The sequence below is a fragment of the Kribbella sp. NPDC050281 genome (genome assembly GCF_040655855.1).
Classification (GTDB): Bacteria; Actinomycetota; Actinomycetes; order Propionibacteriales; family Kribbellaceae; genus Kribbella.
Genome location: NZ_JBFAKS010000007.1, coordinates 104,448 through 131,394 on the forward strand (window position 1 = coordinate 104,448; position 26,947 = coordinate 131,394).

Sequence of the window (26,947 nt, forward strand, 5' to 3'; positions counted from 1 at the left end):
AATACCAGCACAGACCTTGTCATGAACGAGATCTCTGCTTCTACCGGAAACCACCTGTACATCGCCCTGGACCGCGGCACGCCGTACCTCGGGGACACTTCAGGGAAATCTCAGCCGAAAGTCGGATGCGGGTCTCATCCTTCGTCAACAATGTTTGGATGTGACCAAGTCAACACCCGTACGCCAGAAGCTCACAGGTAGTACGGCGTCACCATCCGGACGACGTCGGTGATCTTCGCCTTCACGAGGTCGCGGTGCGGGATCTGCGTGACCGGGCCGGAGGCCGGCACCCGAACGCCGTGGTCAACCAGCAGGTAGAGGGCCCGCAGCGTGCGGATGGTGTTGGTGACCTCCGGCGTGATGCCCTCGCTCGGCGGATTGGCGAGGATTCGGACGGCCGGGTCGAGCCAGTCGGTGGCATCGGTCTCGGTGAGGTCTGAGCGGGTCAGGGTGGTCGCCAGGGCGTAGCCGAGGCGGTCGTCCTCCATGTCCCGCAGGACGTGCTGTGTCGGCGTCAGAATGCGGCCTATGCCCAACCGGAGCATTTGCACCGGTTCGACGGCCGGATGCAGCCCGAGGGCACCCAGCAGGTCGGAGCCGTGCGCGATCGCGTGCAGCCAGCCGAGTTTGGCGTCGTACCCGCGCAGGTCCTCCTCGGCGACGTACCAGCGTTCGAACGGCGGCACCCAGTGCGGCTCGAAGACACCCGCGGTGACGATGCAGTCCAGGATCAGCGGCGCGAACGTGCGGACCTGCGTCTCGGGGTCCGCGAACCGCGCGACCATCTCGTCTCCGAGGGCGCGCAGCTGGTCGGCCGACAGTACGCCGCGGCCGATCCAGGTGGCGAGGATCGAGTACGCCTGGGAGTCGCGCAGCACCGGGTCCGGGGAGCGCAGCAGCGCGGACAACTCGGCCACGAGCTCGGTGAGCGGACGATCGGTCGGGACGGAGAAGTCATCGGCGCGCACCTGCGCCCAATCGGTCATGCGCGGCAGGCTAGACGCTTTCCCGCCGCGCCCGCCACCCCTACGCAGTGGTACGGCGACCGCCCCGAACAAGGGTCGGCCCGTGGAACGTCAAGTTCCACGGGCCTCAGCGCGGCCAGGACCCCTCAGCCCGGCCGGGCTTCACGATCCCGGCCAGGGCCCCTCAACCACGGCCGGGATCGTCGTCATCGCGATCAGGCGTCGCGCTTGCTCGCCGTGAACAGAGCGATCACCATCAGCGCCGCCGCCCAGCCGGCGAAGTACAGCAGGGCCCACCAGGGACCGAGGGCGAAGTCGCTGCCGGCGGCGTTCGCGCCGGCCAGCCCGAAGTCCTGGCCCTGGTTCAGGAACGAACTGCCGTTCGCGAACGGCGCCCACTTGGCCAGGTCGTCGCCGACCTTGGGGATCAGGGTGACCAGGTTCTCCACCAGCAACGGCCAGAGGATCAGGATCGCGATCGCACCGGCGCTCTGCCGGATCAGGATGCCGACCGCCACCGCGATCACCGCGGACAGCGCGAAGATCAGGCCCTGGCCGGCCAGCAGCCGCCACTCGGCCCCGGTGTTGATGGCCAGGTCCGCGTTGCCGGCGAACAGGCTGCCGATGCCCCAGGCACCGAACGACGCGATCAGGCCGACGATCCCGGCCAGGAAGGCCACGACCGCGGTCTTGCCGAGCAGCAGCGCCGCGCGCTGCGGAACCGCCTGGAAGCTGGTCCGGATGGTGCCGAACCGGTACTCGGTGGTGACCGCGAGGGCCGCCATCACCATCATCACCATCTGGCTGAGCTGTGCGCCCGGCTGGGTGATGAAGATCGTCGCCTGCGGCTCGTCCGTGGCGTTCAGGAAGCCGGTGGTGAGTGCGGCGAAACCGACGGTCAGGAAGGCCGCGATGACCATGCACCACCACGGCGAGCGGGTGGAGAAGAGCTTGATCCGCTCGACTGTGATCACCGACATGTCAGTTGTCCTCCTTCGGACCCGCGGCCACCTCGGTGGCGGCCGGCGCGTCCAGCGCGGTCACCGCAGCGATCTCGTCGTGCGCGTGGTATTCGACCGAATCCCCGGTCATCTGCATGAACGCCTGCTCCAGCGAGCCGCGCTGCAGGGTCAGTTCGTGCAGCACGATGCCGTGCGCGGCGGCTGCCTCACCGACCTGGTCGGTGGTCAGATCGCCCTCGACGAACAGGACCTTGCCCTGGTCGTCGACGTCCTCGATCCGGGTGACCATCTGCTGCTGTTGCAGCACACCGGCCAGCTGGTCGAGTTGCGGAGTCCGGACCTTGACCGTCGTACCGCTGGCACGGTCGACGAACTCCTGGGTGGTGCTCTGGGCGATCAGCCGGCCGCGGCCGATGACGATCAGTTCCTCGGCGGTCAGCGCCATCTCGGACAGCAGGTGGCTGGACACCAGCACGGTCCGGCCCTCGTCGGCCAGCCGGTGCATGAAGGTGCGGATCCAGACGATGCCCTCCGGGTCGAGACCGTTGACCGGCTCGTCGAACAGCAGCACCTCCGGGTCACCGAGCAGCGCACCGGCGATGCCGAGCCGCTGCGACATACCCAGCGAGTAGGCGCCGGCCCGCTTGTTCGCGACCGCGGTGAGGCCGACCATCTCCAGCACCTTGTCGACGCTGCCCTTCGGCAGCTTGTTGGACGCGGCCATCCAGGCCAGGTGCGACCGGGCCGACCGGTTGGGGTGCACCCACTTTGCGTCCAGCAGCGCGCCGACCTTGGTCAGTGGCTGGTGCAGGTCACGGTAGCGCTGCCCGTCGATCCGGACGTCGCCGGAGGTCGGGGTGTCCAGGCCGAGGATCATCCGCATCGTGGTCGACTTGCCGGCCCCGTTCGGGCCGAGGAAGCCGGTCACCTTGCCGGGTTTCACCTCGAAAGACAGGTTGTCAACGGCAACAGTTGCACCGTATCGCTTGGTGAGGCCCTTTGCCTCGATCATCGCCTACTCCTCGTTCGGTGGCGCCAGTGTTCCCGGTCGGGCGGGTTGTCTCGCATTGAGTTCAGTATCGAGGTCGGACCGGTGCAGAACATCGGACCCGGGGCGGATCCGGTGTGTCCACCCGTGGGTTGATTCTGCCGTCCGCCCGGGCCAGGCGACCATCGGTTAAAGCCCTGACCACGACCCCGACGATCCCCCACTCGGCCACCCGCCCGCATCAGCCGAAAGTCGACGACCGGCCGTACTTCGGTTGGGAGTAGTTGGAAGTGACTACCAAAAGGACGGCCGGCGGCTCAGTCCACCGGAACACCGTAGAGCACGAGGTTGCTGCTGTAGCGGTGCGTTGCGTGGTTGTACGAGCCGGTGCAGGTCACCAGCGCCAGCCGGGGCTTCACCGCACCGTGGAACAGGTCTGCGGGCAACGCTTCCTGCCGGTAGGTCCGGCGCGCCACGATGCGGTACCAGTGCACATCTCCGCCCCCGGCCGTCACCGCAACCCTCGCGCCCACCGGCACCCCCGAGAGCGCGGCGAACACTCCGCGACCGCGAGCCGTGTCCACGTGGCCGGCAAGCAGCACCGTCCCGCCGGCCGAGCCCGGCGCCGCACCCGCCGCCCACCAGCCCACGTCGGCCGCCGACGCCGGCATCTGCAGCCGCCCGTCGCCGGCGGTCGCCACCGGCAGCACCGATGCCTCCAGAACTCCTGGCAGCTTCAGTCGCACCGGCGGAACGGCAGCCTCGCGGTCCACAGCCGACGCACTCGCGTCCGGGACCTGCCCGCTGTCACCTGGCCTTCCGAACACCATGACCAGCGCGGCGCCGACCGCTACGACTCCGAGCAGACGTCGCCGGACCGGGACCGGCCTGCCGACGAGAAGGAGCAGTACGCCGACGCCGAGCAGCAGGATCGCCGCCCGGGACCGAGTCCGCTCGGCATCGGCGACCTGGCCGCCCTCACCAGTCGACACGACCGGGGGCCCGGTCTCGTCCTTGCAGGGACCCGACAGCGTCCGCAGGTGCATCTCGATGACCGGCTTGGCGCCGTTGGCCACTGACTCGACGGCAGGCGAGGCGCTCTTCGGCAGCTCGCCCTCGACCAGTGCCAGGTACTGCTGGTGCAGCTGCCGCTGCAACGCCACCCAGGCGGCGTCGTACCCAGAGGTCCCGGCTTTGGCCGCGAGCGCGGCGAGCTGCTCACGCTGTGCCGCCGTAGGCAGCGTCACCAGCCCGATGCCGAATTGATTGGCGACCTCGAGCTGCTGCGCGGCGAGCCTGCGATGATCACGTTCCTCCTGGGCAGCGACGCTTTTCAGGCACGAGGTCTGGCCATGGATCGTCCCCGAGTGGGAGGCCTGGATGATCGTCAGATCGAGCTGGTGGGCGGCGTTGAGATAGTCGGCATCCGGTTGCTGCGCCGTCGCGCCCGCCGGCTGTGCCGTGGCGAGCACTCCCGCCACAACGAGAAGCAGCAGCGCCGAGACACGGGCGAGCGTCGCCCGTCGGGGGGCAGCAGAGCTCGTGGCCGGTCGTCGAGGCACGGCTACCTCCCTACGCTAGGCATAGCGCAGTTCGTCGTTACAACGACAGTAAAAGGGACGGACGGTCTTGGTCCAGCCATGCGAAACGGCCCACCGGAAAACCGGTGGGCCGTTTCTGCCGTTTACCGCGTTCAGGCGGCGGCGTTCACCTCGGCCGGGGTGTCGGAAATGACCGACTCACGGCGCTTGGAGACGAACACGGCGGCCGCCAGGATGACCACCGCTGCCAGGGCGATACCGATCCGCAGCGGCCTGTTCGTGTCGTCGCCGATCGCCGACAGCCCGACGACCGCCGGAGCGATCAGCAGGGAGACCAGGTTCATCACCTTGATCAGCGGGTTGATGGCCGGGCCGGCGGTGTCCTTGAACGGGTCACCGACGGTGTCACCGATGACGGTGGCCTCGTGCGCGGGCGAGCCCTTGCCGCCGTGGTTTCCGTCCTCGACCAGCTTCTTGGCGTTGTCCCAGGCACCACCGGAGTTGGCCAGGAAGACCGCCATCAGGGTGCCGGCACCGATCGCACCGGCCAGGTAGCCGGCCAGCGACGCGGCACCGAGGCCGAAGCCGACGGCGATCGGCGCGAGCAGCGCGAGCAGACCCGGAGTGGCCAGCTCCCGCAGCGAGTCGCGGGTGCAGATGTCGACGACCTTGCCGTACTCCGGCTTGCCCGTGCCGTCCATGATCCCGGGGATGTCGCGGAACTGCCGACGTACCTCGTAGACGACCGCACCGGCGGCGCGGCCGACGGCGTTGATCGCGAGGCCGGAGAACATGAACACCACGGCCGCACCGAGGATCAGGCCGACCAGGGTGCCCGGGTTGAAGACCAGCGCCTCAGCCTCGAACTTGGCGTAGTTCTCGCCCAGCGAGGACCGGATCGAGTCGGTGTAGGAGCCGAACAGCGCGGTCGCGGCCAGTACGGCGGTGGCGATCGCGATGCCCTTGGTGATGGCCTTGGTGGTGTTGCCGACGGCGTCCAGCTCGGTCAGGATCTGGGCCGCCTCGCCGTCCACCTCGCCGGACATCTCGGCGATGCCCTGCGCGTTGTCGGAGACCGGGCCGAAGGTGTCCATCGCGACGATGACGCCGACGGTGGTGAGCAGACCACAACCGGCCAGAGCGATCGCGAACAGCCCGACCACACCGGCGCCGCCGACCAGGAACGCGCCGTACACGGCCGCCGCGATCACCACGGCGGTGTAGACGGCGGACTCGAAGCCGACCGAGATACCGGACAGGATCACGGTCGCGGCACCGGTCAGCGAGGTCTTGCCGACGTCCTTGACCGGCTTGTCCTCGGTGCCGGTGTAGTAACCGGTCAGGGCCAGGATGACGGCCGCCAGCACGATGCCGATGATCACCGAGACAGTGGCGATCAGCCGCGGGTCGCCGTCGTGCGCGGCGATCACGTCGGTGGCGCCGGTCAGGTCCTTGAAGCTGCTCGGCAGGTAGACGAACGCCGCCACCGCGCAGAGCACACCGGACACGATCGCGGAGATGTAGAACGCCCGGTTGATCGTCCGCAGGCCGTTCTCACCGGTGCGCGGACGGGTCAGGAAGACACCGAGGACCGCGGTGAGGGCGCCGATGGCCGGCACGATCAGCGGGAAGATCAGGCCCTGCTCGCCGAACGCGGCCTTGCCCAGGATCAGCGAGGCCACCAGCATCACGGCGTAGGACTCGAACAGGTCGGCCGCCATACCGGCGCAGTCACCGACGTTGTCGCCCACGTTGTCGGCGATGGTCGCCGCGTTGCGGGGGTCGTCCTCGGGGATGTTCTGCTCGACCTTGCCGACCAGGTCGGCGCCGACGTCGGCGGCCTTGGTGAAGATACCGCCGCCGACACGCATGAACATGGCGAGCATGGCGGCACCGAAACCGAAGCCCTCGAGCACGGTCGGGGCGTCACCCTTGAACAGCAGCACGACCAGCGAGGCGCCGAACAGGCCGAAGCCGACGGTCGCCATGCCGACGGTTCCACCGGTGCGGAACGCGACGCGCATCGCGGGGTCGCGGCCTTCGTCGCGGGCCGCGGCGGCGACCCGGACGTTGGCGCGCGTCGCGAGCCACATGCCCAGGTAGCCGATCAGCGCGGAGAAGCCCGCACCGATCAGGAAGAAGACGGAGCGGAAGATCTTCAGCGTGGTCTCGTTGTCGCCGTCACTGTGCGCGGGCAGCAGGAACAGCAGCAGGAACGCGACGATGGCGAAGACGCCCAGCGTTCGGAACTGCCGGTTCAGGTAGGCGGATGCGCCTTCCTGGACCGCCGCGGCGATCGTCTTCATGTTCTCGGTGCCATCGTTCGCGGCAAGCACCTGGCCCCGGAAGACCATCGCAATGGCGACCGCGAGGATCGCGATCACTCCGACGACGATCACCAGTGTGGTGTTGCTCGACGAAAGATCCACCGCTTGTGCAAGCAGCGCGGACATCCGTCCTCCTTGTAGGCAACCCCTCAGGGCTTGACGGCCCCCGTCTGCCGCAACCGAAGGGTTGGGAAAATACGGCACAGCACCAAAGAGACTTGGCGCGGTGGGTCACTCTAACGGGTATCCGACCAGACCTGACGACAGGGTGGTCTACGCCATACCCGAGTGTGCGAGCAGGTACCTCACTCTTCGTGTTGAAGGGGACACGTTTTCACTTCGTCGTCACGTCGTCAGATCGCCGAGGCGACGTCCGGATGGATGTCGAACACCTTGGTCAGGCCGGTGATCCGGAAGATCTTCAGCAGCCGTTCCTGGGTACAGACCAGGGACAGGGATCCGTCGTGGGTGCGCACCCGTTTCAGTCCACCGACGAGGACGCCGAGACCGGTGGAGTCCAGGAAGTCCACATGTTCCAGGTCGACCACCAGGTGGTAGTCGCCTTCGTCGACGAGCGCTGCGATCTTCTCGCGGAGCTTCGGTGCGGTGTAGACGTCGATCTCCCCCGCCACCTCGATGACGGTGCGCCCGCCCTCGGCGCGCGCGGTCAGCGACAGATCCACTTCGGCCTCCGATCCCGTGAACTGCTGCATTCAACCATGTACGGACCGTGAGTAGGACCGTTGCCGAAAACTCTTTCATCTCGTCCCACCGAAGTCGATCTTCGTCCGCAAAATGAGGCGTGCATCCGGCGCGTGCACACGCCCCGTGCACTCGGCCGCGTGCTGTCCGTGGCCGGCACTACGCTCGCGGTATGCGCGGAGGTGGTGAGGCGGCGGCCGTACTGAAGCGTCTGGCAGCAGGCCGGGACGACCGGCTCACGCATGTCGAGACCGTGCCGCCGCGACTGGGGCAGACGTGTGACTGGCCGCGCTGGGCACCGGCCGAGGTGCTCGCGCAACTCGCGGACGCCGGCATCACAGCGCCTTGGACTCATCAGGTCGCGACCGCCGAAGCGGCGTACTCGGGCCGGCATGTCGTGGTCGCGACCGGGACCGCCTCGGGCAAATCGCTCGGCTATTTGCTGCCTGCCTTTGCCACCTTGAGCATCGCCCAGGCTGCGTCACCGCATCGACGGGTGGCGTCTGTTCTCTACCTGTCCCCGACCAAGGCATTGGCGCACGACCAGCTTCGCGCGGTGTCGTCGTACACGGTGCCCGGTCTGCGGCCAACAACGCTGGACGGCGACTCCGAACGCTCCGAACGCGACTGGGCTCGCGACCACGCGACGTACGTGCTCAGCAATCCGGACATGCTGCACCGGTCGGTCCTGCCGAACCATCAGCGCTGGGCCCGCTTCCTGGGCTGCCTGCAGTACGTCGTGGTGGACGAGTGTCATCACTATCGCGGTGTCTTCGGAGCGCATGTGGCCGGCGTACTGCGTCGGCTGCGACGGGTGTGCGCGCAGTACGGCGCTCATCCGATCTTCATCTGCGCATCGGCGACGGTGGCCGAGCCCGCGGTGTCCGGTGAGCGGCTGACCGGTCTGCCGATGGTGGAGGTGGTGGAAGACGGCTCACCCCGCGGCGGCATCTCCTTCGGTCTGTGGGAGCCGCCGCTGACCTCGGTGCGCGGTGAGAACGGCGCGCCGGTACGACGCTCCGCGACGGCCGAGGTGGCCGACATCCTGACCGATCTGGTCGTGAGCGGGGTGCGGACTGTGGCGTTCGTGAGGTCGAGGCGTGGGGCCGAGACGGTCGCGATGACAGCCCGCGAGAACCTCGCCGAGGTTCACCCCTCGCTGATGGACCAGGTGTCTGCGTACCGGGCGGGCTATCTGCCGGAGGAGCGGCGCCGACTCGAAGGCATGTTGCAGAGCGGTGAGCTCACCGGTGTCGCGGCGACCAACGCTCTGGAGCTAGGCATCGACATCGCCGGACTGGACGCCGTACTGCTGTCCGGTTGGCCCGGCACGCGCGCATCGCTGTGGCAGCAGGCCGGACGGGCGGGTCGAGCCGGCGGGGATGCCTTGGCGCTGCTGGTGGCGCGTGACGACCCGCTGGACACCTATCTGGTCCGGCACCCGAACGCGATCTTCGGCCGACCCGTGGAAGCGACTGTCTTCAACCCGGAGAACCCGTATGTCCTCGGCCCACAGCTGTGCGCGGCCGCGCAGGAGCTGCCGCTGACCGACGCGGACTACGACATCTTCGGCAGTACGACGCCCTCCGTGATCCAGCAATTGGTCCGCCAAGGGCTGCTGCGTGAGCGACCGCATGGATGGTTCTGGACGCGGCGGGAGCGCGCTGTGGACGCCATCGACATCCGGTCGGCCGGCGGCAAGACAGTGCAGATCGTCGAGGACCAGACCGGTCGGCTGCTCGGCACAGTCGACGGCGGCTCGGCGCACGCCTCGGTCCACGAGGGCGCGGTGTACGTGCATGCGGGCGAGTCGTACCTGGTTCAGACGCTGGACCTCGAGGGTCACGCCGCCGTGGTCGAGCCGGCCTCGCCGGACTACACCACCTTCGCCCGGGACAAGACCGAGATCAGCATCCTGGCGACCGAGGACACCTGCACCTGGGGTACGGCGGAGTTGTCGCGCGGTTGGGTCCAAGTGACCAGCCAAGTGGTCTCGTACCAGCGCAAGCTGATCGCGACCGGCGACGTACTCGACGAGCAGCCCCTCGACCTGCCGGAGCGCACGCTGCGGACCAAGGCCGTCTGGTGGACCATGCCGGACTCCGCGGTCGAGGCGCTCGGGCTGTACGACGTACCTGGTGCGGCCCATGCGGCTGAGCACGCGTCGATCGGACTGCTCCCACTGTTCGCCACCTGCGACCGCTGGGACATCGGCGGCGTCTCCACCGCCCGGCACGCCGACACCGGCCGCCTCACAGTCTTCGTGTACGACGGCCACCCGGGCGGCGCCGGATTCGCGGAACACGGCTACGCCGCGGCGCGCGAATGGTTGACGGCGACACGAGAGGCGATTGCACACTGTGAGTGCATGGATGGCTGTCCGTCGTGCGTACAGTCGCCCAAATGTGGGAACCAGAACAACCCACTCGACAAGAGCGGCGCGGTGGCGCTGCTCACCGCACTACTCAGCAGTGAGGCCTGAAGAGCCAGCCTGGTGCTGGCGGAGAGGCAGCATGCGATGGCCGTCCTCGGAATCGTCCTGATCGTCCTGGTTGTGTTGTTCGGTCTGGGTGTCTCGGTGACCTCGACCGCCTCCACCACGATGGAGGTGTTCGGCATCGACTTCGGCGTCTCGGTGCCGACCGTGTTCCTGCTCGGCGCGCTGACCGGGGTCGCGCTTGCCCTCGGGCTGTGGCTGACGAAGAAGGGACTTGCCCGCGGCTACCGGCGGCGCAAGGAGATGCGCGAACTCCGCGCACAGGCTGCGGCCACCGAACCGGCGGCGGTCACTACGACTGACACCGCACCCGAGGTCACGGCGGCGCCCGATCGCACCGAGTCCGACAGCACCGTGCCCGACAGCACCGCGCCCGATCGCGCCGACCCTGAGCGCACCGTTCCTGAGCGCACCGTGCTTGATCGCGCCGAGCCCGATCGCACCGTTCCTGAGCGCGAGCCTGCCGCAGACGAGCGGCTCGCGGCCGAGCGGCACGTCGCCGAGGATCCCACTGACACCAAGCAGCCCCACTGACCACTCTGTTGCCCACGGCATCAACTAACGCGTCGCGCCACCGGAGTTTCCCCGGCGTACGGTAATGTCTCGATCGGCGCACAGCCTCCGCTCAGCGGTGGCACGACGGCCCTGCGGCCGGATTTCGGTGCCTTGCGCAACGACTCTTGCCTGGCAGTTAGTTGCCATTGGCATCAAGTTTCACGGCTTCGCCATAACCACCTCCGACCCACCTGTGCATTACTGGTTGTGGCGTCAACGTCGCGTTGAGTCACAGTCGGCCTTCCGGGCCACACCGCCTCCTCACGGGGGATCGACCCGCAGCTCGCCCTCCGCGCACAAGGGTGCTCGTCGCGGTTCCCGGAACCGGACCGACTCGCGCCACGGGGTCCCGACGACCTGACGCCGCGAGATGGCACGACCTCTGGAGGTTGTCTTGATCATCCGTAAGTTGTTGAGCCGTACCGGCGTGGCCGTGCTCGCGGTCAGCGTTGCACTGGCCACCGCGGTCCCGGCCCAGGCGGCGAACCCGTCGACGGGCGGATCGGCCGCGGTCCCGGGCGTCGAGGTCGGGGTGGCCGAACAGATCGCCACCCGCGCCGACACGCGGTACTGCCTCACCTTCGTCGCGGCCGCCAAGGTCCCGATGGCGGTCATGATGGCGTGTGCACCGGGCAAGGAGGGCAAGACCCAGGAGTGGATCCACACCGAGTCCGGCCAGTTGCAGGTCGCGATGAGCAAGAGCGTCGGTGGCGCCCTTGCCAAGACCGGCGCCTGCCTGGACAGCGGTGCGGACCTGGCCAAGGTGCCGGCCGCGGCACCACTGCTGGTGCTGCCCTGCCGTGACGGCGACGGACAGAAATGGACCTACGACGAGAGCGCGGGCACGTTCGTGAACACCGCCAGCGGTCTCGCCCTGACATCCCTGCTCGGCAAGGGAAAGGCCAAGCAGGCACAACCGACCGGCAGCATGTCCACGGCCGGCACACCGGTCCAGGGTTGGAGCGCGTTGCCGCTGCCGGGCCTGGACATCCTGGGTGCGGTACTGGCACTCGTGAACGCGCTGCTGGCGTCCCTGGGCCTGGCCCTGCCGCTGCCGATCGCGAAGGCCGCGTCCAGCCTGCTCGAGCTGGTTCGGCCGACGACACCGATCCCGGCTCAGCTGACGGTGCTGCCGAAGCAGATGATGCAGCTGGCACAGCGCTGATCCGCAAGGAGGATCCTCAGCCAGACAGAGGACAACCGGCCCCGACGATGTCGGGGCCGGTTGTTTTCTCACTCCTTCGTGATCGACGCCATTCGGTTGTTCGGCAGTGCAGTGTCTGGTGAACCTCGTCGGTCGTGGGATCCGGTGCTCGGGGAGTGACCTCGGGTTGCCCGCTGCTTGCGCGTCAGCGGGAGCCCTGCGTCGTCGTCACCGTCGACCCACCTCCTCCGCGGCCGTCACCAGCCGGCCGGTGTCACCACCAACAGTGGTAGTGGCACCAGTGGTGGCAATGACTGAGCAGGTCGTCCAGAAGGCAAGAAAGCAGCCCCATGTCTTTCACCTCCGATCCGCTGAACCGATCGGCAAGACCGTACCGCCCGCTGTCACGTTCTGTATCTAGTCCACTACTGGTTGCCACGCAACCTTGAGCATCCTTTAACCCTTTCGCAACGCTTCCCGCGGGATCCCGACTTGACAGTTCGCAACTGGTTGCCTACAGCCCCTGTCAACGTTCTCCTCCGGGTTGGGAAAAAGTCTTCACAAAGTCGCCGACGAGTGCCAATGTTTGACCGGCACTCCGCAGTACCGATCTCGCTAGGAGCTTTGATGCGATCTCTCCCGCGGTTCTCCGCGCCCGCCCTCCTCGGCGTCGCCGCAACCCTGCTGCTGACCGGCTGCCTCGGCTCGTCCGCATCCGACAGCGGCGACCAGGACACGAACCGCAACGCCGATGCCAAGAAGGTCGAGCTGACCATCGGGTCGAACTCGATCAAGGGCGGCAAGAGCAGCGCCGGGGCAACGTTCATCGAGGACGTACTGATCCCGAAGTTCGTCGCCGAGCAGAAGGGCAAGGGCGTCGACGTCACCGTCAAGTTCCAGGGTGACGGCTCCGACGACGAGGTCTACAAGCAGAAGCTGTCGCTCGACCTGTCGAACAAGTCCGGTCCGGACCTGTTCCAGATCGACGGCATCTGGGTCGGCGAGTTCGCCCAGGCCGGCTACATCAAGCCGCTCACCGACACCGTCGGCGAGGCGAGCAAGGTGGACGACTGGGATGGCTGGAAGCAGATCCCCGAAACCGTGCAGCAGCTCGGCAGCTACAACGGCAAGCGGTACGGCGTCCCCGGCGGGACCGACGGCCGGGTGCTGTTCTTCAACAAGAAGCTGTTCCAGCAGGCCGGGCTGCCGGCCGACTGGCAGCCGAAGTCGTGGGACGACATCATCACCGCCGGCCAGGCGCTGAAGAAGCTGTCCGGCGTCACGCCGATCCAGATCAACGGCGGCACGGCGATGGGCGAGGCGACCACGATGCAGGGCGTACTGCCGCTGCTGGTCGGCACCGGCGCGACCGTCAACACCGACGGCAAGTGGCTCGGTGACGTCCCGCAGACGCGCCAGGTGCTGGACTTCTACCACCAGATCTACAGCACGGGTCTCGGTGACCCGGTGCTGCAGCGCGAGGCCAAGGGCCGGGACAAGTCGTTCGCCGAATTCGCCGCGAACAAGGTCGGCATCCTGCTGGAGAGCGACTACTTCTGGCGCAGCGTGGTGGAGCCCAAGGAGGGCGTGGCCAAGATGGCCGACCGCGACTCCGCCGTCGGCTACGCGCTGATTCCGGCCGCCAGGCCGGGCGGCGGCGTCAAGGGCCAGGACTTCGTCTCGATGTCGGGTGGCGGCGCGACCGTGATCAACCCGAACACCAAGTTCCCGCAGCAGGCCTGGGAGCTCATGCAGTTCTGGAACTCCGCCGAGATGGTGAAGGCATCGCTGGACGGCGCCGCCAAGATCACCCAGCGCAGCGACGTCAACGCCGAGGTGCTGGCCGGCGACCCGATGCTGAACTTCGTCGCCACCAAGGTGCTGCCGATCACGCAGTTCCGTCCGGGCCTGGCGGAGTACCCGAAGATCTCGGCCGCGCTGCAGCAGGCGACGGCGGACGTCATCGGCGGGAAGAGTACCGACGCGGCCGCGAAGGCCTACCAGAAGGCGGTCGAGACAGCGGCAGGCGGCAAGGACAAGGTCGCCGGTAACTGATGACGACGGCCTCCGCACCTGCACCGGCAGACCCGGTCCAGGGACGTGGTCCGGCTGATGGGGACGGCCGGGCCGGTGCGCGGGGACCGGCACGCGATGTCGCAGGGCTCGGCGTAGGCCGGGCCCTCGGCTTCGTCGCGCCCGCCCTGCTGCTGATCGGCGCGTTCCTGGTCTTCCCGGCGATCTGGACCATCTACATCGGCCTGACCAACTACCGGCTGACCGGTGTCGAGGCGGTCTCGCCGTCGATGGTCGGCCTGTCCAACTACACCAAGGCGCTCAACGACGCCCTGTTCCACAACGCGTTGTGGCTGACGCTGCTGTTCGTCCTCGGCTCCGCGATCATCGGCCAGAACGTCCTCGGCTTCACCCTCGCCTGGGTGATGCGGCGGACCCGCCCGGCGGTGCGGCGTACCGTCGAGGCGTTCGTACTGCTGGCGTGGATCCTGCCGTCGACGGTGGTCGCGTACCTGTGGGTCGCGTTCTTCGACCGCGACGGCGGCACACTCAACAACATCCTCGGTACGCCGGGGACCGCGTGGCTGATCGACTACCCGATGGCCTGCCTGGTGTTCTTCAACACCTGGCGCGGTACGGCGTTCTCGATGATGCTCTACTCCTCCGCGCTGCAGGCCGTGCCGCCGTCGCAACTGGAGTCGGCCCGGATGGTCGGTGCGTCGGGCTGGCAGACGCTGCGGGACGTCGTGTTCCCGCACATCCGCGGGCACGTGCTGACGAACACCTTGCTGATCTCGCTGTGGACGGCGAACGACTTCTCGCCGTTCCTGCTCACCAAGGGCGGGCCGAACCACGAGTCCGAGACGGTGCCGGTGTACATCTACAACGTGGCGCTGCAGGGCGGTGAGCTCGGGTACTCCTCGGCCATCTCGTTCCTGCTGCTGATCGCGAACCTGCTGGTCTCGCTGATCTACCTCCGGCTGCTGAGGAGGCGCTCGTGACCCCGTCCTTCGTCCTTCGCCGGATCGGCTTCTACGTACTGATCTGCGCGATCACGCTGTTCTTCGCGGTGCCGATGCTGTGGATCGCGTCCGCGCCGTTCGACAAGAACCCCGGCCTCGGCGTGCACTGGCCGGACTGGACGCTCGACAACGTCCGCAAGACGCTCGAGCATCCGTACGCGATGCACTCGATGGTCAACTCGCTGCTGATCTGCGTGACCACCGCGGTCGCCGTGACCGCGTTCGCCGCGCTGGCGTCGTACGCCTTGTCGCGGGTCCGTATCCCGGGCCGCGACGCGTTGCTCTACGGGTTGTTGCTGCTGTCGTCGGTGGTCACCGGGACGGCTGCGATGGTGCCGATCTTCGTGATGATGTTCCAGCTCGGGCTGATCGACTCCCGGTTCGGGGTCGCGCTGGTGATGACCGGCGGTCTGTTGCCAGCGGCAATCTTCATCCTGAAGGACTTCGTCGACGCGGTGCCGAAGTCGTACGAGGAGTCGGCCCGGGTCTTCGGCGCGTCCACCGGCCAGATCCTGCGCGACGTCGTACTCCCGGTGGCGCGGCCCGGCCTGGCCACCATCATGGTCTGGGCGTTCGTGAACTCCTGGGGCAACTTCCTGGTGCCCTTCCTGCTCATCCGGTCGATCGAGAAGCAACCTGGTGCGGTGCTGATGCAGACCCTCACCGACGAAGGCGGCAGCGTGAACCTGCAGGTGCTGCCGGTCTTCTCGCTGCTGTTCTCGATCCCGGTCGTCGTGCTGTACCTGCTGGTGAACTCGCGGTACGGGTTCCGCTTCCATGGAGGGATCAAGAGCTGATGGCGGGCATCGACATCGAAGGCCTCGCAACCGTCTACCCCAACGGCGTACGCGCCGTCGACGGGTTGGACCTGCATGTGGCCGACGGCGAGTTCTTCGCCCTGCTCGGGCCGTCCGGGTGCGGCAAGACCACGCTGCTGCGCACGATCGCCGGCCTGGAACCCGCGACCGAGGGCACGGTCCGGATCGACGCGGCCGACATGACCCGGACCGAACCGGGCAAGCGCGGGGTCGCGATGGTGTTCCAGGACTACGCCCTGTTCCCGCACATGAGTGTGTCGGAGAACATCACCTATCCGCTGAAGGTACGGCGGGTCTCGGCTGCGACTCGCGCGGAGACGGCCGAGCGGACCGCGGGCGAGCTGTCGCTGGACGGGCTGCTGGAACGCAAGCCGGCGCAGCTGTCCGGCGGTCAGCAGCAGCGCGTCGCGCTGGCGCGCGCGATCGCGTCCCGGGGCAAGGTCCTGCTGCTCGACGAGCCGTTGTCCAACCTGGACGCTCGGCTGCGGTTGGAGGCTCGGACGTTCCTGAAGAAGCTGCAGCGCGACCTCGGCATCACCACGGTCTTCGTCACCCACGACCAGGCGGAGGCCTTGGCCCTGGCGGATCGGATCGCGGTGATGGAGTCCGGCAAGCTGCGCCAGCTGGGTAGCCCGCGTGAGGTCTTCGCGCGGCCGGCGAACACGTTCGTGGCGAACTTCATCGGCTCGACGCCGATGAACCTCCTGCCCGGCACCGTCTCGTCGACCTCGGGTTCGGAGACCTATGTCGACGAGGTCGGCGTGGTCTCGGTGGCCGGCGGATCGTTGTCTGCGGCCACTTTCTCGGCTCCCGCCGGCGCTGAGGTGACGGTCGGCGTCCGGCCGGAGTACCTGACCATCGCCGGCGGCGACGTCAGCGGGCCGACACTGCGTGGCCAGGTCGTGGTGGCGGAGAACCTCGGCACCCAGTCGCTGGTCAGCGTGGACTGCGACGGCACCCTGATCGGTGTCACCGTGCCAGAGGAGAACGAGCCGGAGCCCGGTACGACGGTCGTCCTCACCGCACCGGCATCGCGGGTACTGCTGTACGACCGGGAGTCCGGTGAGCTGCTCGCCCGTCAACCGGCCACGGTTGCCTGATGGCGGTCACGACGTACCGCCGTACCTGGACCCTCGACGATCGGGCGGAGTCGGTCTGGCATTCGCTGCCGGTCGACATTCCGGCGGACTGCCCTGGTCTGCTGGTCACGCTCACGATCCCGCCCGTCGAGGGTGCGGTCATCGACATCGGTTGTGAGGGTGCCGTCGGGTGGCGCGGGTGGTCCGGCGGTGCGCGTCAGACCTTCGCGATCACACCGGACGCGGCGACGCCCGGATATGTGGCCGGTGAGCTCGAGCCGGGGACTTGGTGGGTCGTTCTTGGGCTGCACCGTGTGCCGGTCGAGGGTGTCGAACTTGTTGTCGAGGCTGTGACTGGTCCGGTGTCGTCGGTGCCTGGTCTGACGGAGTACGCCGACGCCACCGCGGCTGTCGCCGTACCAGCTCGGCCGCCGCGCCGGACGTTGCCCGCGTCTGCTGGGTTGAAGTGGATCGCTGGGGACTTCCACGCGCATTCACTGCACTCCGACGGATCCACTCCGATCGCGAACCTCGCTGCTCTGGGTGTCGCGGCCGGGCTGGACGTGCTGGCGGTGACCGATCACAACACGGTCGCGCATCACCTCGAGCTGCCTGGGCTGAGCGATCGGTTCGGTATCGGGCTGATCCCCGGGCAGGAGGTGACGACCGACACCGGTCATGCGAACGCCTTCGGTGAGATCGGGGCGATCGACTTCCGGCAGCCGGCCGCGACGTGGGTGAGCGAGGTTGCCCGGCGTGGTGGGTTGCTGTCGATCAACCACCCGCTCGGCGGCGACTGCTCGTGGCGTCACCCGCTCCCGGAACATCCACGGCTCGCCGAGGTCTGGCACTCCTCGTGGCTCGACCACCACTGGGGTGGACCGATCGCCTGGTGGCAGGCGTGGGGCCTCGACACCATCCCCATCGGCGGCAGCGACTGGCACAACCCGACGTCCCTCACCCCACCCGGCACCCCCACCACCTGGCTAGCCGTGGACGCCTCTGCCGAAAGCCCCGCCGAACTCCGCGACGCCACCCTGGAAGCCCTGTCCGCCGGCCGCACCGCCATCTCCACGTCCTACACCGCTCCAATCCTGGTCCGCTCCGACGACGAACTCATCGCCCTGGACGCCCCCAACACGCTCGTCATCACCCCCGACGGCACCCGCCACCCCGTCCAGTCCGCCCATCACCGCCTCCGCGGTGCCCCCGGCCCCCACGCCCTCATCACCCACACCGGCCAATTCCTCTCCACCTGCACCTGACCCACGCCCGGCTTCAGGTGCGGCGAACCGGGGACGAGGCAGACTGACCTGATGGTGACTGGTGTGCATCAGGTGATCGTGGTGGACGCGGCGAACGTGGTCGGCTCGCGTCCCGACGGGTGGTGGCGCGATCGGCCAGGCGCCGCTCGCCGACTGCTGCGTCAGCTCACCGCCCTCCAGGAACGTCTCGAAGACACTGAGATCGTCGTCATCCTGGAAGGCGCAGCGCGCTCCGCCACCTCCGGCCCCGACGCTCCCGACACCGCGGACCTCCGCATCGTCCTGGCCCCTGGCTCCGGCGACGACACGATCGTCACCACCGCCGCCGCCATCACCGACGCCCACGTCACCGTGGTCACCGCGGACCGCGGCCTCCGCGACCGCCTCGAACCCACCGGCGCCACCACCACCGGCCCCCGCTGGCTCCTGGACCAACTCGAGCAGCCCTGACCTACCCAACCGCTCCCGGGGAGGGACCGCCATGACGAACCCCGTGACCATCGAGCTCCTGAACGTCGTCTTCGCCTGTCCCGGCAACACCGAAGAGTCCTACGAACGCGGCGCCCGCCCACTGGCCGAGTTCTACGCGAACCTCCTGGGTATGCGGATCGTCCGCGAGGACTGGTTCGTGATCGCCCACGAGGACGACCCGGACGGTCTCCGCCTAGGGTTCGGCGACGGCCCGATCGACTACCAGCCGCCCCGCTGGCCCGACCCGGACTACCCGCAACAAATGCACCTCGACATCACCGTCGACGACCTCGACGCCGCCGAGCAACGCGTCGACCAACTCGGTGCCTCCAAACTCCAGGACAAAGACACCTTCCGCACGTACGCCGACCCCGCCGGCCACCCCTTCTGCCTCTACCCCAGCACCGCCGAATCCCCAACCGGCCGTACCGGTCAGATCGCTCGCGTGGTCATCGACTGCTTCAGCCCGCGGGCTCTCGCCGACTTCTACGCCGACCTCCTCGACATGCCGAACCGCGAGCTGGACACCTCCGAACGGGTCGTCATCACCCGGACCGACGGACGCCTACCAGCTCTCGCCTTCCAGCACGCCCAGTTCCCCGCACCCCGCTGGCCCGACCCTGTCTACCCGCAACAGGTGCACCTGGACCTGCGCGTTCCCGCCGACGACGAACCCAGCCTGCGATCCGCCCGCGCGCTCGCCGGCAGCCTCGGCGCCATCGAACTCAAGACCGGCCCACACCATCACGTCTACGCCGACCCGGCAGCCCACCCCTTCTGCCTCTAGCCCCACCACCCGGCTCCCGCGGCCGGCGTCAGTCGAGGAGCCAGCCGTTGCGGTCGGCGATGTGGATCGCGTCGGAGCGGGTACGGGCTCCGGTCTTCCCGATGGCCGACCAGAGGCGGGTGCGGACCACGCGTTCGGAGACGTCGAGCTTGCGCGCCATCAGCGCGATCGAGCCGCCGTCGCGGGCAGCGCGCAAGGTGTCGGTCTCGTCGTCGCTCAGCGGGGTCTCGGAGTACATGAGTGTCTCGGCTGCCAGGTTGGCGTCGACCACGCGGAGGCCGAGGTGCACGCGTCGTACCGCGTCGGCCAACTGCGGCGCCGGGCTCCCCTTCAGCGCGAACCCCTTGGCTCCTGCGTCGAGACCACGCCGGAGATGGATCGGGCGGCCGTACGTCGTGAGCATGACGACCCGGCACTCCGGGATCGACGTCCGCAGTCTGGTGGTGACGGTAATGCTGTCGTGGCCCGGGCCGGCCGCGTCGAGCAGAGCGACGTTCGCGCGGTGACGTTTCGCGGCGCCCACGACGTCGTCCGATCTGTTGAGCTCGGCAACGATCTCCAGATCGCGCTCGCGCTCCAGACCGGTTCTGAGGACGCCTCGGCTGAGGATCTGGTCGTCGACCAGCAACAGCCGGATGCGGTCGGGCAAACGGGCCTCCGGGGTAACCGTCCGGGCGCCGGGGAAGTGCGTCCGGGAGGATGGGCAGGTCTTCGGTCCAGATCATGGAGTCCGCTCCCACGCCTCGTCCACATCAACGCGGCATCTCTACCAGATTGCGACCAGATCGCGACCGCTTCAGAACCCCGGACGCGCGCGACCCCCCGCAGGCTGCCGGGTCAGTCGACTCGAGTGAGAGTTCCTTGCCTGAATGGGGTCCACGAGATGCTCACAGGGGACCGGCTCGGGCTGTGGTGGTGAGGGTGGGGTGGGCGAAGGGTGGGAGGTGGAGTTGGAGGGTGACGGTGATGGTTACGGCGGTGGGGGTGGCGTGGCAGGAGGTGACGTGGACTTTGTGGAGGGTGGCTATTCGGTCGGCGATCTGGCAGGGGGCAGCACCGGCCGGATCCGGCGCTGTGTCGTTGTCGCCAGTCGGCGGGGTGGCTGCAGATTGGGTGGTGGCGGTGAGGGCCTGGGCGGCGCTCAGAGCTGTGAGGTCGGCTGCGGCTGAGAGTTTGTGGCGGGCCGTGGAGATCGACGACCAGAGGGTGGCGACGGTCAGGGCTGTGAGGAGGAGCAGCGCAGCTAGAAGGGAAAGGACGGTGGCGGAGCCTCGCTCGTTGGGTGACATGGGGTGCCGGAAGGCGCAGTTCGTCATGGGATGGCTGCCTCGGATTGGAGGGTGGCTTCGGCTGATAGTTCGGTGCGGACGAGGTGGGTGAGGAGTGGGGGTTTGTGGCGTGGGGCGGCGGTGACGGTGACGCGGATGTCTTTGCCGGTGCGGGTGATCGTGATCGTGGCGCCGGGGGCAGTACGGCGGCCGATCGCCTGCGCCTGGTCGAAGGGGTCGCCTCGGGCGGCGGCGCGGGCAGTGTCGCGGGCTGCGTCGATGCATTGGATGTTGAGGATGACGAGACCGATGGCCCAGATGCCCAGGAGGAGCAGGGTGAGGAGGACCGGTAGAGCGATCGCCAGTTCGGCGGTGATCGCGCCGCGTTGTGTTCTGCGAGATGGCATCCAGTACTCCTTCGATGGGTGGCGATGGCCGGTCGCGGTGAAGGGGTGACCGCGACCGGCCACCGGATGGTCGGGCCTTCAGGTCAGAGCTGGACGCCCTCGACGCCAGCGAGCTTGAGCGCGTAGTTGATCAGGGCCTTGAGGGCGTTCATCATCACGTCGGACTTCAGCAGCGCGACGAGGATGCCGCCGAACCCGCAGGCCGCGACGACACTGACCGCGTACTCGGCGGTTGCGGCGCCGCGTTCGGAGCGGGTGCGGAGACGGTGGCGAACGGCCACCAGTGCCTTGGACATGTGATACCTCCCGGGTCTGCGATTCGGCTCGTCCGGATCGCTCACTGACAACATGCAGTCGTCGAATGCCCTTTTTTCACAGGAGTTTCAGGCTGTGGATGACGCTTAGGGCTGGAGCAGGTAGGGGATCAACGCGTCGGCGATCGTGGGGACGATCGACAGCAGGATGAAGGCCGGCAGGAAACAGAGTCCGAGCGGCAGAGCGGAGCGCGACTCGGCGGCACGGGCTCGTTGGTCCGCGGCGTGCTGATGGGACTGACGAGTGTCGTCGGCCAGATGCTCGAGAGTCTTCGACAGGGGTGCGCCGGAGCGGATCGAGCGGTCGATGGCTCGGGCGACGGGGGCGCAGGCTGGCTCGGTGCGTAGATGCGCCCAGGCATCGGCTGGGTCTGCGCCCAGCGCCAGGTGGTGGGCCACCTTGGTGAAGAGCTCGGCGAGCGGGCCGCGGACGGCGGTGGCGACGACACCGAGCGCCTGTTGAGGTGGGCGGCCGGCGCGGAGGCAGGCGGCTAGTAGGTCCACGGCTAGTGGTAGGTCACGGCCGATCTGCGCTGCTCGTTGTTTGGATTCGGCTGGTTCTAGGCGGGACAAGGCCCGAGGTACGCCGTAGTACGCGAGCGCTGCAAGTAGCACGCCCCAGGGGAAGCCGATCAAGACGATGGCGCCGATCGCGGCGACGATGGCAGCAAGCCGGTGAGTGCGTGGGGTTGGGCCGCGGGTACGTCGGGAGCGCGGGGTCAGCCGGCGAAGATTCGAGCGGGGTGGGACGAGGAGGTAGGCCGCGAGGGCGCTGGCAACCGCAGCTACCGCTGGCCCCGAGGACAGAGCGGTCGTCATGTTGGGACCTTTGCTAGGCGGCTGGTCCAGTTGAGGCCGAGGGTGGTGAGGGCTAGGCCTCCGGCTAGGCAGACCCAGCCGGCGGGTGTGGCGGTGAGGAAGATCAGGGGTCTCGCGCCGAGTGAGTAGCCCAAGGCGATTCCGAACACAGGAAGTGCAGCCAGGATGCGAGCGGTCGAATGTGCGCCGGCGAGGCTGGCCGCGGTTTGCCGGTGGATCGTCTCGTCGGCGCGGAGCGAGTCCGAGAGTCGCTCGGTGAGTGAGGCGAATGCCGCGCCGGATTCCTCGGCCACGCGCCAGGCGGCGGCTAGCGCGCGAAGGCCTCCGGCGCCTGGAGCTTCGGCGGCTAGCTCGAGTGCGCCGGGGACATCGCCGCCTAGTCGGGCTGCGGCGTGGGCGACCTGGAAGTCGGGGCTGATGGTTGTTGCACCCTCGAGCGCGTCGATGGGTGGGCGGCCCGCGGTCAGTTCGGCGGCCAGTACGTCGAGTGCCTCGATGATCTGCGCACGCCGGGTAGCCGTGGCGACCCGATGTTTGTGCTGTGCGCGTTGTACGACGACGAGTGCGGCGACTACGCCGATGGCGATCACCGATACGAGGATCTGCGCTCCGAGGACGAGGGCGATCGTGACGGCGATGGGACCGGCCAACCAGCGGCGGGTGAGGGAATCGGAACGGCTGGGGATTCGTGCGGTCAGGCGATGCAGGCCGCGGCCCCGGATCGGCAGAACCAGCACCACCCCGACGAACGCCAGGGCACCTGCGATGAAGGCGGGGTTCATGCTGCACCCACGGGGACCGTGGTGGGGCAACGCGTCGTCGGGTTCATGCTGCGCCGGCGAGCAGGTTGGTGAAGTGGTGGGCTGGTGGGAGGACGTTGATGGTGCCGGTGGGGAGGAACTCGACGGCTGGGCGGGTGACGACGTGGCCGTTGGGAAGGCGATCGAAGGTTCGGATCTCGGCGATGCGGCGTACCCCGTCCGTTCCTCGGGTCAGGTGGATGACGGCGTGCAGGGCCGACGCGACCTGGCTGTGTACGGCGTCCCGGGTCAGACCGGCCAAGGCACCGAGCGCTTCCAGACGCGCGGGAACGTCGGACGCGGAGTTGGCGTGGATCGTGCCGCATCCGCCTTCGTGGCCAGTGTTCAAGGCAGTGAGCAGATCCACCACTTCGGAGCCTCGGACCTCTCCGACGACCAAGCGGTCGGGTCGCATCCGCAGAGCTTGCCGCACCAGGTCGCGCAGTGAGATCTCGCCACTGCCCTCGACGTTCGGTGGACGAACCTCCAAGCGCACGACATGTGGATGATCCGGGCGCAGTTCGCTCGCGTCCTCGACCAGCACCAATCGCTCCGACGGATTCACCAACGACAACAGGGAATTGAGCAGCGTCGTCTTCCCTGTCCCGGTGCCGCCGCTGATGAGGAACGCCACCCGAGCTTCGAGCAGATCGCGCAGGATCGCCGTACCGGCTGAGGGTAGGGCGCGCGCGGTGACCAGGTCATCGAGGGTGAAGACGTGGCGGGCCGGGACGCGGAGCGAGAGGCACGTGCCTGGAGCTGCAACCGGCGAGAGCACAGCGTGGAAGCGAGTGCCGTCGGCGAGGCGTACGTCGACGTACGGCGTGGCGTCGTCGAGTCGGCGTCCTGCGGCAGCCGCCAGGCGGGTCGCGAGGCGGCGGACTGCGGGCTCGTCGCCGGTTTGCACCAGAACGCGCTCGAGGCCGGAACCGCGATCGATGTACACCTCGTCAGGGCCGTTCACCAGGATGTCGGTGATGCCCGGCTCCGACAGCAGAGTGTCGAGCGGACCGGCTCCCAACGCGTCGCGGCGGAGTGCCTCGACGACGGCGAGGACCATCGAATCGCCGCAGACCCTGCCATCCGCGCGAAGCGCGGCCGCCACTTGGGAGGGAGTCGGCTCGGCACCCGAGATCGCCAGGCTGCCACGGACCCGGTCGAGAACCTCTCGGGACACGTTCATGCGGCGGCCGCTTCGAGGAGGCCGAAGAGGTCGAGGAGCGCGGTGGCCGCGCGGGCCAGCGGACCCCGGGGCCGAGGATCGAAGCGGCCCTGGTCCATGGCAGCCGCGAGATCGCGCTCCCTCCCGAGATTCGTTGCCAATGGCAAAGACAAGTGCGAGGCGACGTCAGTGGCAGCGAGACCGTTCACTCGTGATTCGCGGGTGACGACGCGAAGGTCACCGGCCACGGCCCGAAGCGGACCCACCAGGCGCTTGGCCGCCGCCACGGACCGGACATCGCGGGGCACGACCAGCAACGTGGCGGCGGCACGGATGAAGCCCTCCTCAACTGCCGGATCCGCACGTCGCGGCAGATCGACAACGACCAGATCGCTGCTGCGCTGCGCGGCACCCAACACCGAACTCATCGTCTCCGGCGGCAGCACCGTGACATCGGATTGGTCCCAGGACAGCACCGCCAGACCGTCGACCGTTGGCAACGCAGAACGCAGGGCAGCCGCACTGATCCGGCCCGACGCGTTGAGTAGCTTCGGCCAGCGGTCGCCGTCATCACGCTCGATGCCCAGGGCAAGCTCGATCCCGCCACCGAGCGGATCGCCGTCGATCAACATGGTGCGGAACCCGCGCCGATTCCCGAAGACCGCGACCGCCGACGCGAGCGTTGTCGCACCCGCCCCACCACACCCGCCGACGAACGCGAGTGTGAGCGCCGTCCGCACGCCACCGTCCAGGGTGTCCGCGAGCTTGCCAGCCAGCGCAGGCTCCTCGGCAGGCAGGCGGAACACGGCATCCGCACCGATGTCGAAGGCGCACCGGTACAGCTCGTCGCCGTCCAGCACCGAACCCACGACAACAACACCTGGTCGATGATCCGGCTGCCTGGTAGCCAGCAACTCGGCCAGGTCCCGACCGACGACGACCAGCGGGCAGGAGTGCCAGCTGCGCCGCAGCCCGTGCAGCTCGTGCTCGACCAGCGGCGTGATCGACGCGGCCGCCGCTAGCCGGAGCAGGTCGTCGAGCAGCACCTCGTTGGTAGTTGCCATGAGCACCGATGTGGGAATCGCAGTTGTGTCCATGCCTAGAACATGCCGTTCCCGGACCCGCTCCGGACAACCAACCGGATCCCTGTGGACAAAGGCTTGTCGGCTTCCCGCCAGCAGCGGGAATCCGCCACGGCGAGGCAGCGACCAACGCGTCGCGACCGGTTACCGTTCCTTTCGAAGCGTCTTTAACTAAATTTCACCGGACCGCTTCCGCCCCAGCTCCGGAGGACCAGCCCATGAGTCGATTGCGCTTGCTCGCCGCCACGGCCACTGTCGCCGCCATTGCCCTGATCGCTGTCGCCGGCGTCTCCCTGGCGAGCGCTGAAGCACCCCGCGCCGCAGCCGCGCCGCTCGCCTCCGCAGCTACCAGCGGCGGCGTGAAGACGGCGTACTTCACCCAGTGGGGTATCTATGCCAACGCGTTCTACCCGAAGAACCTGGTGACCACCGGCGTCGCCGGCAAGCTGGACTTCCTGAACTACGCGTTCGCCAACGTCCACCCGACCGACCACACCTGCTTCATGGCCAACAAGGCGGCCTCGCAGGACGAGAACAACCCGAACGCCGGCGATGGTGCCGGGGACGCGTTCGCCGACTACGGCAAGTCGTACGGCGCGGACATCAGCGTCGACGGCGTCGGCGACGTCTGGAACCAGCCGATCCAGGGCAACTTCAACCAACTGAAGAAGCTCAAGACGCAGTTCCCCAACCTGAAGATCCTGATCTCCATCGGCGGCTGGACGTACTCGAAGTACTTCTCCGATGCGGCTTCCACCGACGCCAAGCGCAAGGCGTTCGTCAGCTCCTGCGTGAACATGTTCCTCAAGGGCGACCTGCCGGTGGTAGACGGGTTCGGCGGTCCCGGTACGGCGGCCGGCATCTTCGACGGCATCGACATCGACTGGGAGTACCCGGGCTCACCGAACGGCCACGTCGGTAACCACTTCAGTGCCGCGGACAAGCAGAACTTCACCCTGCTGCTGGCCGAGCTGCGCGCGCAGCTCACTGCCTACGGCAACCAGACCGGCAAGCGCTACTACCTGACCGCCGCCACCCCGGCCGGGCAGGACAAGATCGCCACGATCGAGACGAAAAAGATCGGGCAGTACCTCGACTACAACAACGTGATGTCGTACGACATGCACGGCGGCTGGGAGGCCACCGGGCCGACGAACTTCCAGGACCCGCTCTACCAGGCGCCGGACGACCCGAGCAACCCGATCCCACCGGGCTCGAGCAAGTACTCCGTGGACGGTGCCGTGAAGGCGTGGACCACCGGCGACCCGGCGTACGGCATCCCCGGCGGGTTCCCGGCGAACAAGCTGACGATCGGATATCCCTTCTACTACAGGGGATGGAAGGGTGTTCCGAGCACAGCCAACGGCAAGTACCAGAGCGCTACCGCACCGGCCGACGGACACGCGCTGAGCGGCAACGTGCCGGGCGTCTCGTTCTACAAGGAGCTCACCGGCTTCGTCGACGACCCCTCGGCCACGTACTTCGACGACGCCACCAAGTCGTCGTGGTTCTACCGCAACGGGACCTTCTGGACCGGCGACAACGCCCAGTCGATCCAGGCCAAGGCGGACTATCAGCACTGCAACGGCCTGGCCGGCGCGATGATGTACTCCCTCGAGGCACTCGACCCGAACGTCACGCTCTTCAACAACGTGATCAACGCGGTCAACGCCGACACCCCCGGCTGCAGCGGCCCGCCCACCACACCGCCCACAACGCCGCCCACAACCCCACCGACGACACCTCCCACCACACCGCCGACCACGCCTCCCACCACGCCGCCGACGACGCCTCCCACGGCAACCCCGTGGGCGCCGAACACGACGTACGCGACCGGTGCGCTGGTGACTTACAACGGCGTCACCTACAAGTGCATCCAGGGCCACACCTCCCTGACCGGCTGGGAGCCGCCGAACGTCCCCGCACTCTGGGGCCGGGTCTGATCACGTACCGCCCACT

25 protein-coding genes are annotated in these 26,947 nt (G+C 68.1%); 11 read left to right on the plus strand and 14 right to left on the minus strand.

What is annotated here, in order from left to right:
- Window positions 1-191: 191 nt before the first annotated feature.
- The 6 genes from AB0I34_RS10075 to AB0I34_RS10100 all read right to left on the minus strand — a co-directional run bounded on the left by AB0I34_RS10075 (window position 192) and on the right by AB0I34_RS10100 (window position 7,466).
- A complete protein-coding gene (locus tag AB0I34_RS10075) occupies window positions 192-986 on the minus strand; it encodes a DUF2785 domain-containing protein (protein WP_360442486.1) in 795 nt (264 codons plus the stop codon).
- 194 nt (window positions 987-1,180) lie between these two features.
- Window positions 1,181-1,945 carry an ABC transporter permease gene (locus AB0I34_RS10080; protein ID WP_360442489.1) on the minus strand — a complete coding sequence of 255 codons (765 nt, stop codon included), beginning with the start codon at window positions 1,943-1,945 and terminating at the stop codon, window positions 1,181-1,183.
- A 1-nt stretch (window position 1,946) separates the two neighbouring features.
- A complete protein-coding gene (locus AB0I34_RS10085) occupies window positions 1,947-2,939 on the minus strand; it encodes an ABC transporter ATP-binding protein (protein WP_360442492.1) in 993 nt (330 codons plus the stop codon).
- 293 nt (window positions 2,940-3,232) lie between these two features.
- Window positions 3,233-4,477 carry a DUF4142 domain-containing protein gene (locus AB0I34_RS10090; protein ID WP_360442495.1) on the minus strand — a complete coding sequence of 415 codons (1,245 nt, stop codon included), beginning with the start codon at window positions 4,475-4,477 and terminating at the stop codon, window positions 3,233-3,235.
- 131 nt (window positions 4,478-4,608) lie between these two features.
- Window positions 4,609-6,909 (minus strand): sodium-translocating pyrophosphatase, encoded by a 2,301-nt coding sequence (locus AB0I34_RS10095; protein ID WP_360442498.1) that lies wholly within the window; start codon window positions 6,907-6,909, stop codon window positions 4,609-4,611.
- 227 nt (window positions 6,910-7,136) lie between these two features.
- Window positions 7,137-7,466: an STAS domain-containing protein gene (locus AB0I34_RS10100; RefSeq protein ID WP_360442807.1), complete on the minus strand. Its 330-nt coding sequence runs from the start codon at window positions 7,464-7,466 to the stop codon at window positions 7,137-7,139.
- 191 nt (window positions 7,467-7,657) lie between these two features.
- On the opposite strand from AB0I34_RS10100, the gene AB0I34_RS10105 reads away from it, so the two are divergent.
- The 10 genes from AB0I34_RS10105 (at window position 7,658) to AB0I34_RS10150 (ending at window position 19,136) form a co-directional block, all read left to right on the plus strand.
- Window positions 7,658-9,967: a DEAD/DEAH box helicase gene (locus tag AB0I34_RS10105; protein ID WP_360442501.1), complete on the plus strand. Its 2,310-nt coding sequence runs from the start codon at window positions 7,658-7,660 to the stop codon at window positions 9,965-9,967.
- A gap of 36 nt (window positions 9,968-10,003) precedes the next feature.
- Window positions 10,004-10,516, plus strand: coding sequence for a hypothetical protein (locus tag AB0I34_RS10110; RefSeq protein ID WP_360442504.1), 513 nt, complete (start codon window positions 10,004-10,006; stop codon window positions 10,514-10,516).
- Window positions 10,517-10,931: 415 nt separating this feature from the next.
- Window positions 10,932-11,702 (plus strand): ricin-type beta-trefoil lectin domain protein, encoded by a 771-nt coding sequence (locus tag AB0I34_RS10115; protein WP_360442507.1) that lies wholly within the window; start codon window positions 10,932-10,934, stop codon window positions 11,700-11,702.
- A 606-nt stretch (window positions 11,703-12,308) separates the two neighbouring features.
- Entirely contained in the window at window positions 12,309-13,736 is a 1,428-nt protein-coding gene (locus AB0I34_RS10120; protein WP_360442510.1) for an extracellular solute-binding protein, read from the plus strand.
- Window positions 13,736-14,695 (plus strand): sugar ABC transporter permease, encoded by a 960-nt coding sequence (locus AB0I34_RS10125; protein WP_360442513.1) that lies wholly within the window; start codon window positions 13,736-13,738, stop codon window positions 14,693-14,695. The genes AB0I34_RS10120 and AB0I34_RS10125 overlap by 1 nt, the downstream gene beginning before the upstream one ends.
- A complete protein-coding gene (locus tag AB0I34_RS10130; RefSeq protein ID WP_360442516.1) occupies window positions 14,692-15,513 on the plus strand; it encodes a carbohydrate ABC transporter permease in 822 nt (273 codons plus the stop codon). The genes AB0I34_RS10125 and AB0I34_RS10130 overlap by 4 nt, the downstream gene beginning before the upstream one ends.
- On the plus strand, window positions 15,513-16,634 hold the full coding sequence (locus AB0I34_RS10135; protein WP_360442519.1) for an ABC transporter ATP-binding protein: 1,122 nt from the start codon (window positions 15,513-15,515) through the stop codon (window positions 16,632-16,634). Before AB0I34_RS10130 ends, AB0I34_RS10135 begins: the two co-directional genes overlap by 1 nt.
- Window positions 16,634-17,878 carry a CehA/McbA family metallohydrolase gene (locus AB0I34_RS10140; protein ID WP_360442522.1) on the plus strand — a complete coding sequence of 415 codons (1,245 nt, stop codon included), beginning with the start codon at window positions 16,634-16,636 and terminating at the stop codon, window positions 17,876-17,878. The genes AB0I34_RS10135 and AB0I34_RS10140 overlap by 1 nt, the downstream gene beginning before the upstream one ends.
- 51 nt (window positions 17,879-17,929) lie before the next feature.
- Window positions 17,930-18,328, plus strand: coding sequence for a hypothetical protein (locus tag AB0I34_RS10145; RefSeq protein WP_360442525.1), 399 nt, complete (start codon window positions 17,930-17,932; stop codon window positions 18,326-18,328).
- A 31-nt stretch (window positions 18,329-18,359) separates the two neighbouring features.
- On the plus strand, window positions 18,360-19,136 hold the full coding sequence (locus tag AB0I34_RS10150; protein WP_360442528.1) for a VOC family protein: 777 nt from the start codon (window positions 18,360-18,362) through the stop codon (window positions 19,134-19,136).
- A gap of 28 nt (window positions 19,137-19,164) precedes the next feature.
- Here AB0I34_RS10150 and AB0I34_RS10155 read toward each other — a convergent pair whose 3' ends face one another.
- The 8 genes from AB0I34_RS10155 to ssd all read right to left on the minus strand — a co-directional run bounded on the left by AB0I34_RS10155 (window position 19,165) and on the right by ssd (window position 25,003).
- The gene (locus tag AB0I34_RS10155) at window positions 19,165-19,785 is read right to left on the minus strand and encodes a response regulator transcription factor (RefSeq protein WP_360442531.1); all 621 of its coding nucleotides are present in this window, start codon (window positions 19,783-19,785) and stop codon (window positions 19,165-19,167) included.
- Between the two features lie 238 nt (window positions 19,786-20,023).
- Window positions 20,024-20,452, minus strand: coding sequence for a flp pilus-assembly TadE/G-like family protein (locus tag AB0I34_RS10160; RefSeq protein WP_360442534.1), 429 nt, complete (start codon window positions 20,450-20,452; stop codon window positions 20,024-20,026).
- On the minus strand, window positions 20,449-20,811 hold the full coding sequence (locus tag AB0I34_RS10165; protein WP_360442537.1) for a TadE family type IV pilus minor pilin: 363 nt from the start codon (window positions 20,809-20,811) through the stop codon (window positions 20,449-20,451). The genes AB0I34_RS10160 and AB0I34_RS10165 overlap by 4 nt, the downstream gene beginning before the upstream one ends.
- Before the next feature lie 83 nt (window positions 20,812-20,894).
- Entirely contained in the window at window positions 20,895-21,107 is a 213-nt protein-coding gene (locus tag AB0I34_RS10170; RefSeq protein WP_131361499.1) for a DUF4244 domain-containing protein, read from the minus strand.
- A 105-nt stretch (window positions 21,108-21,212) separates the two neighbouring features.
- Entirely contained in the window at window positions 21,213-21,944 is a 732-nt protein-coding gene (locus AB0I34_RS10175) for a type II secretion system F family protein (RefSeq protein ID WP_360442540.1), read from the minus strand.
- Window positions 21,941-22,726: a type II secretion system F family protein gene (locus AB0I34_RS10180; RefSeq protein WP_360442543.1), complete on the minus strand. Its 786-nt coding sequence runs from the start codon at window positions 22,724-22,726 to the stop codon at window positions 21,941-21,943. The genes AB0I34_RS10175 and AB0I34_RS10180 overlap by 4 nt, the downstream gene beginning before the upstream one ends.
- Window positions 22,727-22,769: 43 nt before the next feature.
- Window positions 22,770-23,927, minus strand: coding sequence for a TadA family conjugal transfer-associated ATPase (locus AB0I34_RS10185; RefSeq protein WP_360442546.1), 1,158 nt, complete (start codon window positions 23,925-23,927; stop codon window positions 22,770-22,772).
- Window positions 23,924-25,003 carry a septum site-determining protein Ssd gene (gene ssd / locus AB0I34_RS10190; RefSeq protein ID WP_360442549.1) on the minus strand — a complete coding sequence of 360 codons (1,080 nt, stop codon included), beginning with the start codon at window positions 25,001-25,003 and terminating at the stop codon, window positions 23,924-23,926. Before ssd ends, AB0I34_RS10185 begins: the two co-directional genes overlap by 4 nt.
- A gap of 203 nt (window positions 25,004-25,206) precedes the next feature.
- On the opposite strand from ssd, the gene AB0I34_RS10195 reads away from it, so the two are divergent.
- A complete protein-coding gene (locus AB0I34_RS10195; protein WP_360442552.1) occupies window positions 25,207-26,931 on the plus strand; it encodes a glycosyl hydrolase family 18 protein in 1,725 nt (574 codons plus the stop codon).
- Window positions 26,932-26,947: the final 16 nt, after the last annotated feature.

Excerpts from the sequence above, each read along its gene's own strand:
- AB0I34_RS10075 (WP_360442486.1), bottom strand. The coding sequence starts at position 986 with ATGACCGATTGGGCGCAGGTGCGCGCCGATGACTTCTCCGTCCCGACC.
- AB0I34_RS10080 (WP_360442489.1), bottom strand. The coding sequence starts at position 1,945 with ATGTCGGTGATCACAGTCGAGCGGATCAAGCTCTTCTCCACCCGCTCG.
- AB0I34_RS10085 (WP_360442492.1), bottom strand. The coding sequence starts at position 2,939 with ATGATCGAGGCAAAGGGCCTCACCAAGCGATACGGTGCAACTGTTGCC.
- AB0I34_RS10095 (WP_360442498.1), bottom strand. The coding sequence starts at position 6,909 with ATGTCCGCGCTGCTTGCACAAGCGGTGGATCTTTCGTCGAGCAACACC.
- AB0I34_RS10105 (WP_360442501.1), top strand. The coding sequence starts at position 7,658 with ATGCGCGGAGGTGGTGAGGCGGCGGCCGTACTGAAGCGTCTGGCAGCA.
- AB0I34_RS10110 (WP_360442504.1), top strand. The coding sequence starts at position 10,004 with ATGGCCGTCCTCGGAATCGTCCTGATCGTCCTGGTTGTGTTGTTCGGT.
- AB0I34_RS10120 (WP_360442510.1), top strand. The coding sequence starts at position 12,309 with ATGCGATCTCTCCCGCGGTTCTCCGCGCCCGCCCTCCTCGGCGTCGCC.
- AB0I34_RS10125 (WP_360442513.1), top strand. The coding sequence starts at position 13,736 with ATGACGACGGCCTCCGCACCTGCACCGGCAGACCCGGTCCAGGGACGT.
- AB0I34_RS10135 (WP_360442519.1), top strand. The coding sequence starts at position 15,513 with ATGGCGGGCATCGACATCGAAGGCCTCGCAACCGTCTACCCCAACGGC.
- AB0I34_RS10140 (WP_360442522.1), top strand. The coding sequence starts at position 16,634 with ATGGCGGTCACGACGTACCGCCGTACCTGGACCCTCGACGATCGGGCG.
- AB0I34_RS10145 (WP_360442525.1), top strand. The coding sequence starts at position 17,930 with ATGGTGACTGGTGTGCATCAGGTGATCGTGGTGGACGCGGCGAACGTG.
- AB0I34_RS10150 (WP_360442528.1), top strand. The coding sequence starts at position 18,360 with ATGACGAACCCCGTGACCATCGAGCTCCTGAACGTCGTCTTCGCCTGT.
- AB0I34_RS10160 (WP_360442534.1), bottom strand. The coding sequence starts at position 20,452 with ATGACGAACTGCGCCTTCCGGCACCCCATGTCACCCAACGAGCGAGGC.
- AB0I34_RS10165 (WP_360442537.1), bottom strand. The coding sequence starts at position 20,811 with ATGCCATCTCGCAGAACACAACGCGGCGCGATCACCGCCGAACTGGCG.
- AB0I34_RS10170 (WP_131361499.1), bottom strand. The coding sequence starts at position 21,107 with ATGTCCAAGGCACTGGTGGCCGTTCGCCACCGTCTCCGCACCCGCTCC.
- AB0I34_RS10175 (WP_360442540.1), bottom strand. The coding sequence starts at position 21,944 with ATGACGACCGCTCTGTCCTCGGGGCCAGCGGTAGCTGCGGTTGCCAGC.
- AB0I34_RS10180 (WP_360442543.1), bottom strand. The coding sequence starts at position 22,726 with ATGAACCCCGCCTTCATCGCAGGTGCCCTGGCGTTCGTCGGGGTGGTG.
- AB0I34_RS10185 (WP_360442546.1), bottom strand. The coding sequence starts at position 23,927 with ATGAACGTGTCCCGAGAGGTTCTCGACCGGGTCCGTGGCAGCCTGGCG.
- ssd (WP_360442549.1), bottom strand. The coding sequence starts at position 25,003 with ATGGACACAACTGCGATTCCCACATCGGTGCTCATGGCAACTACCAAC.
- AB0I34_RS10195 (WP_360442552.1), top strand. The coding sequence starts at position 25,207 with ATGAGTCGATTGCGCTTGCTCGCCGCCACGGCCACTGTCGCCGCCATT.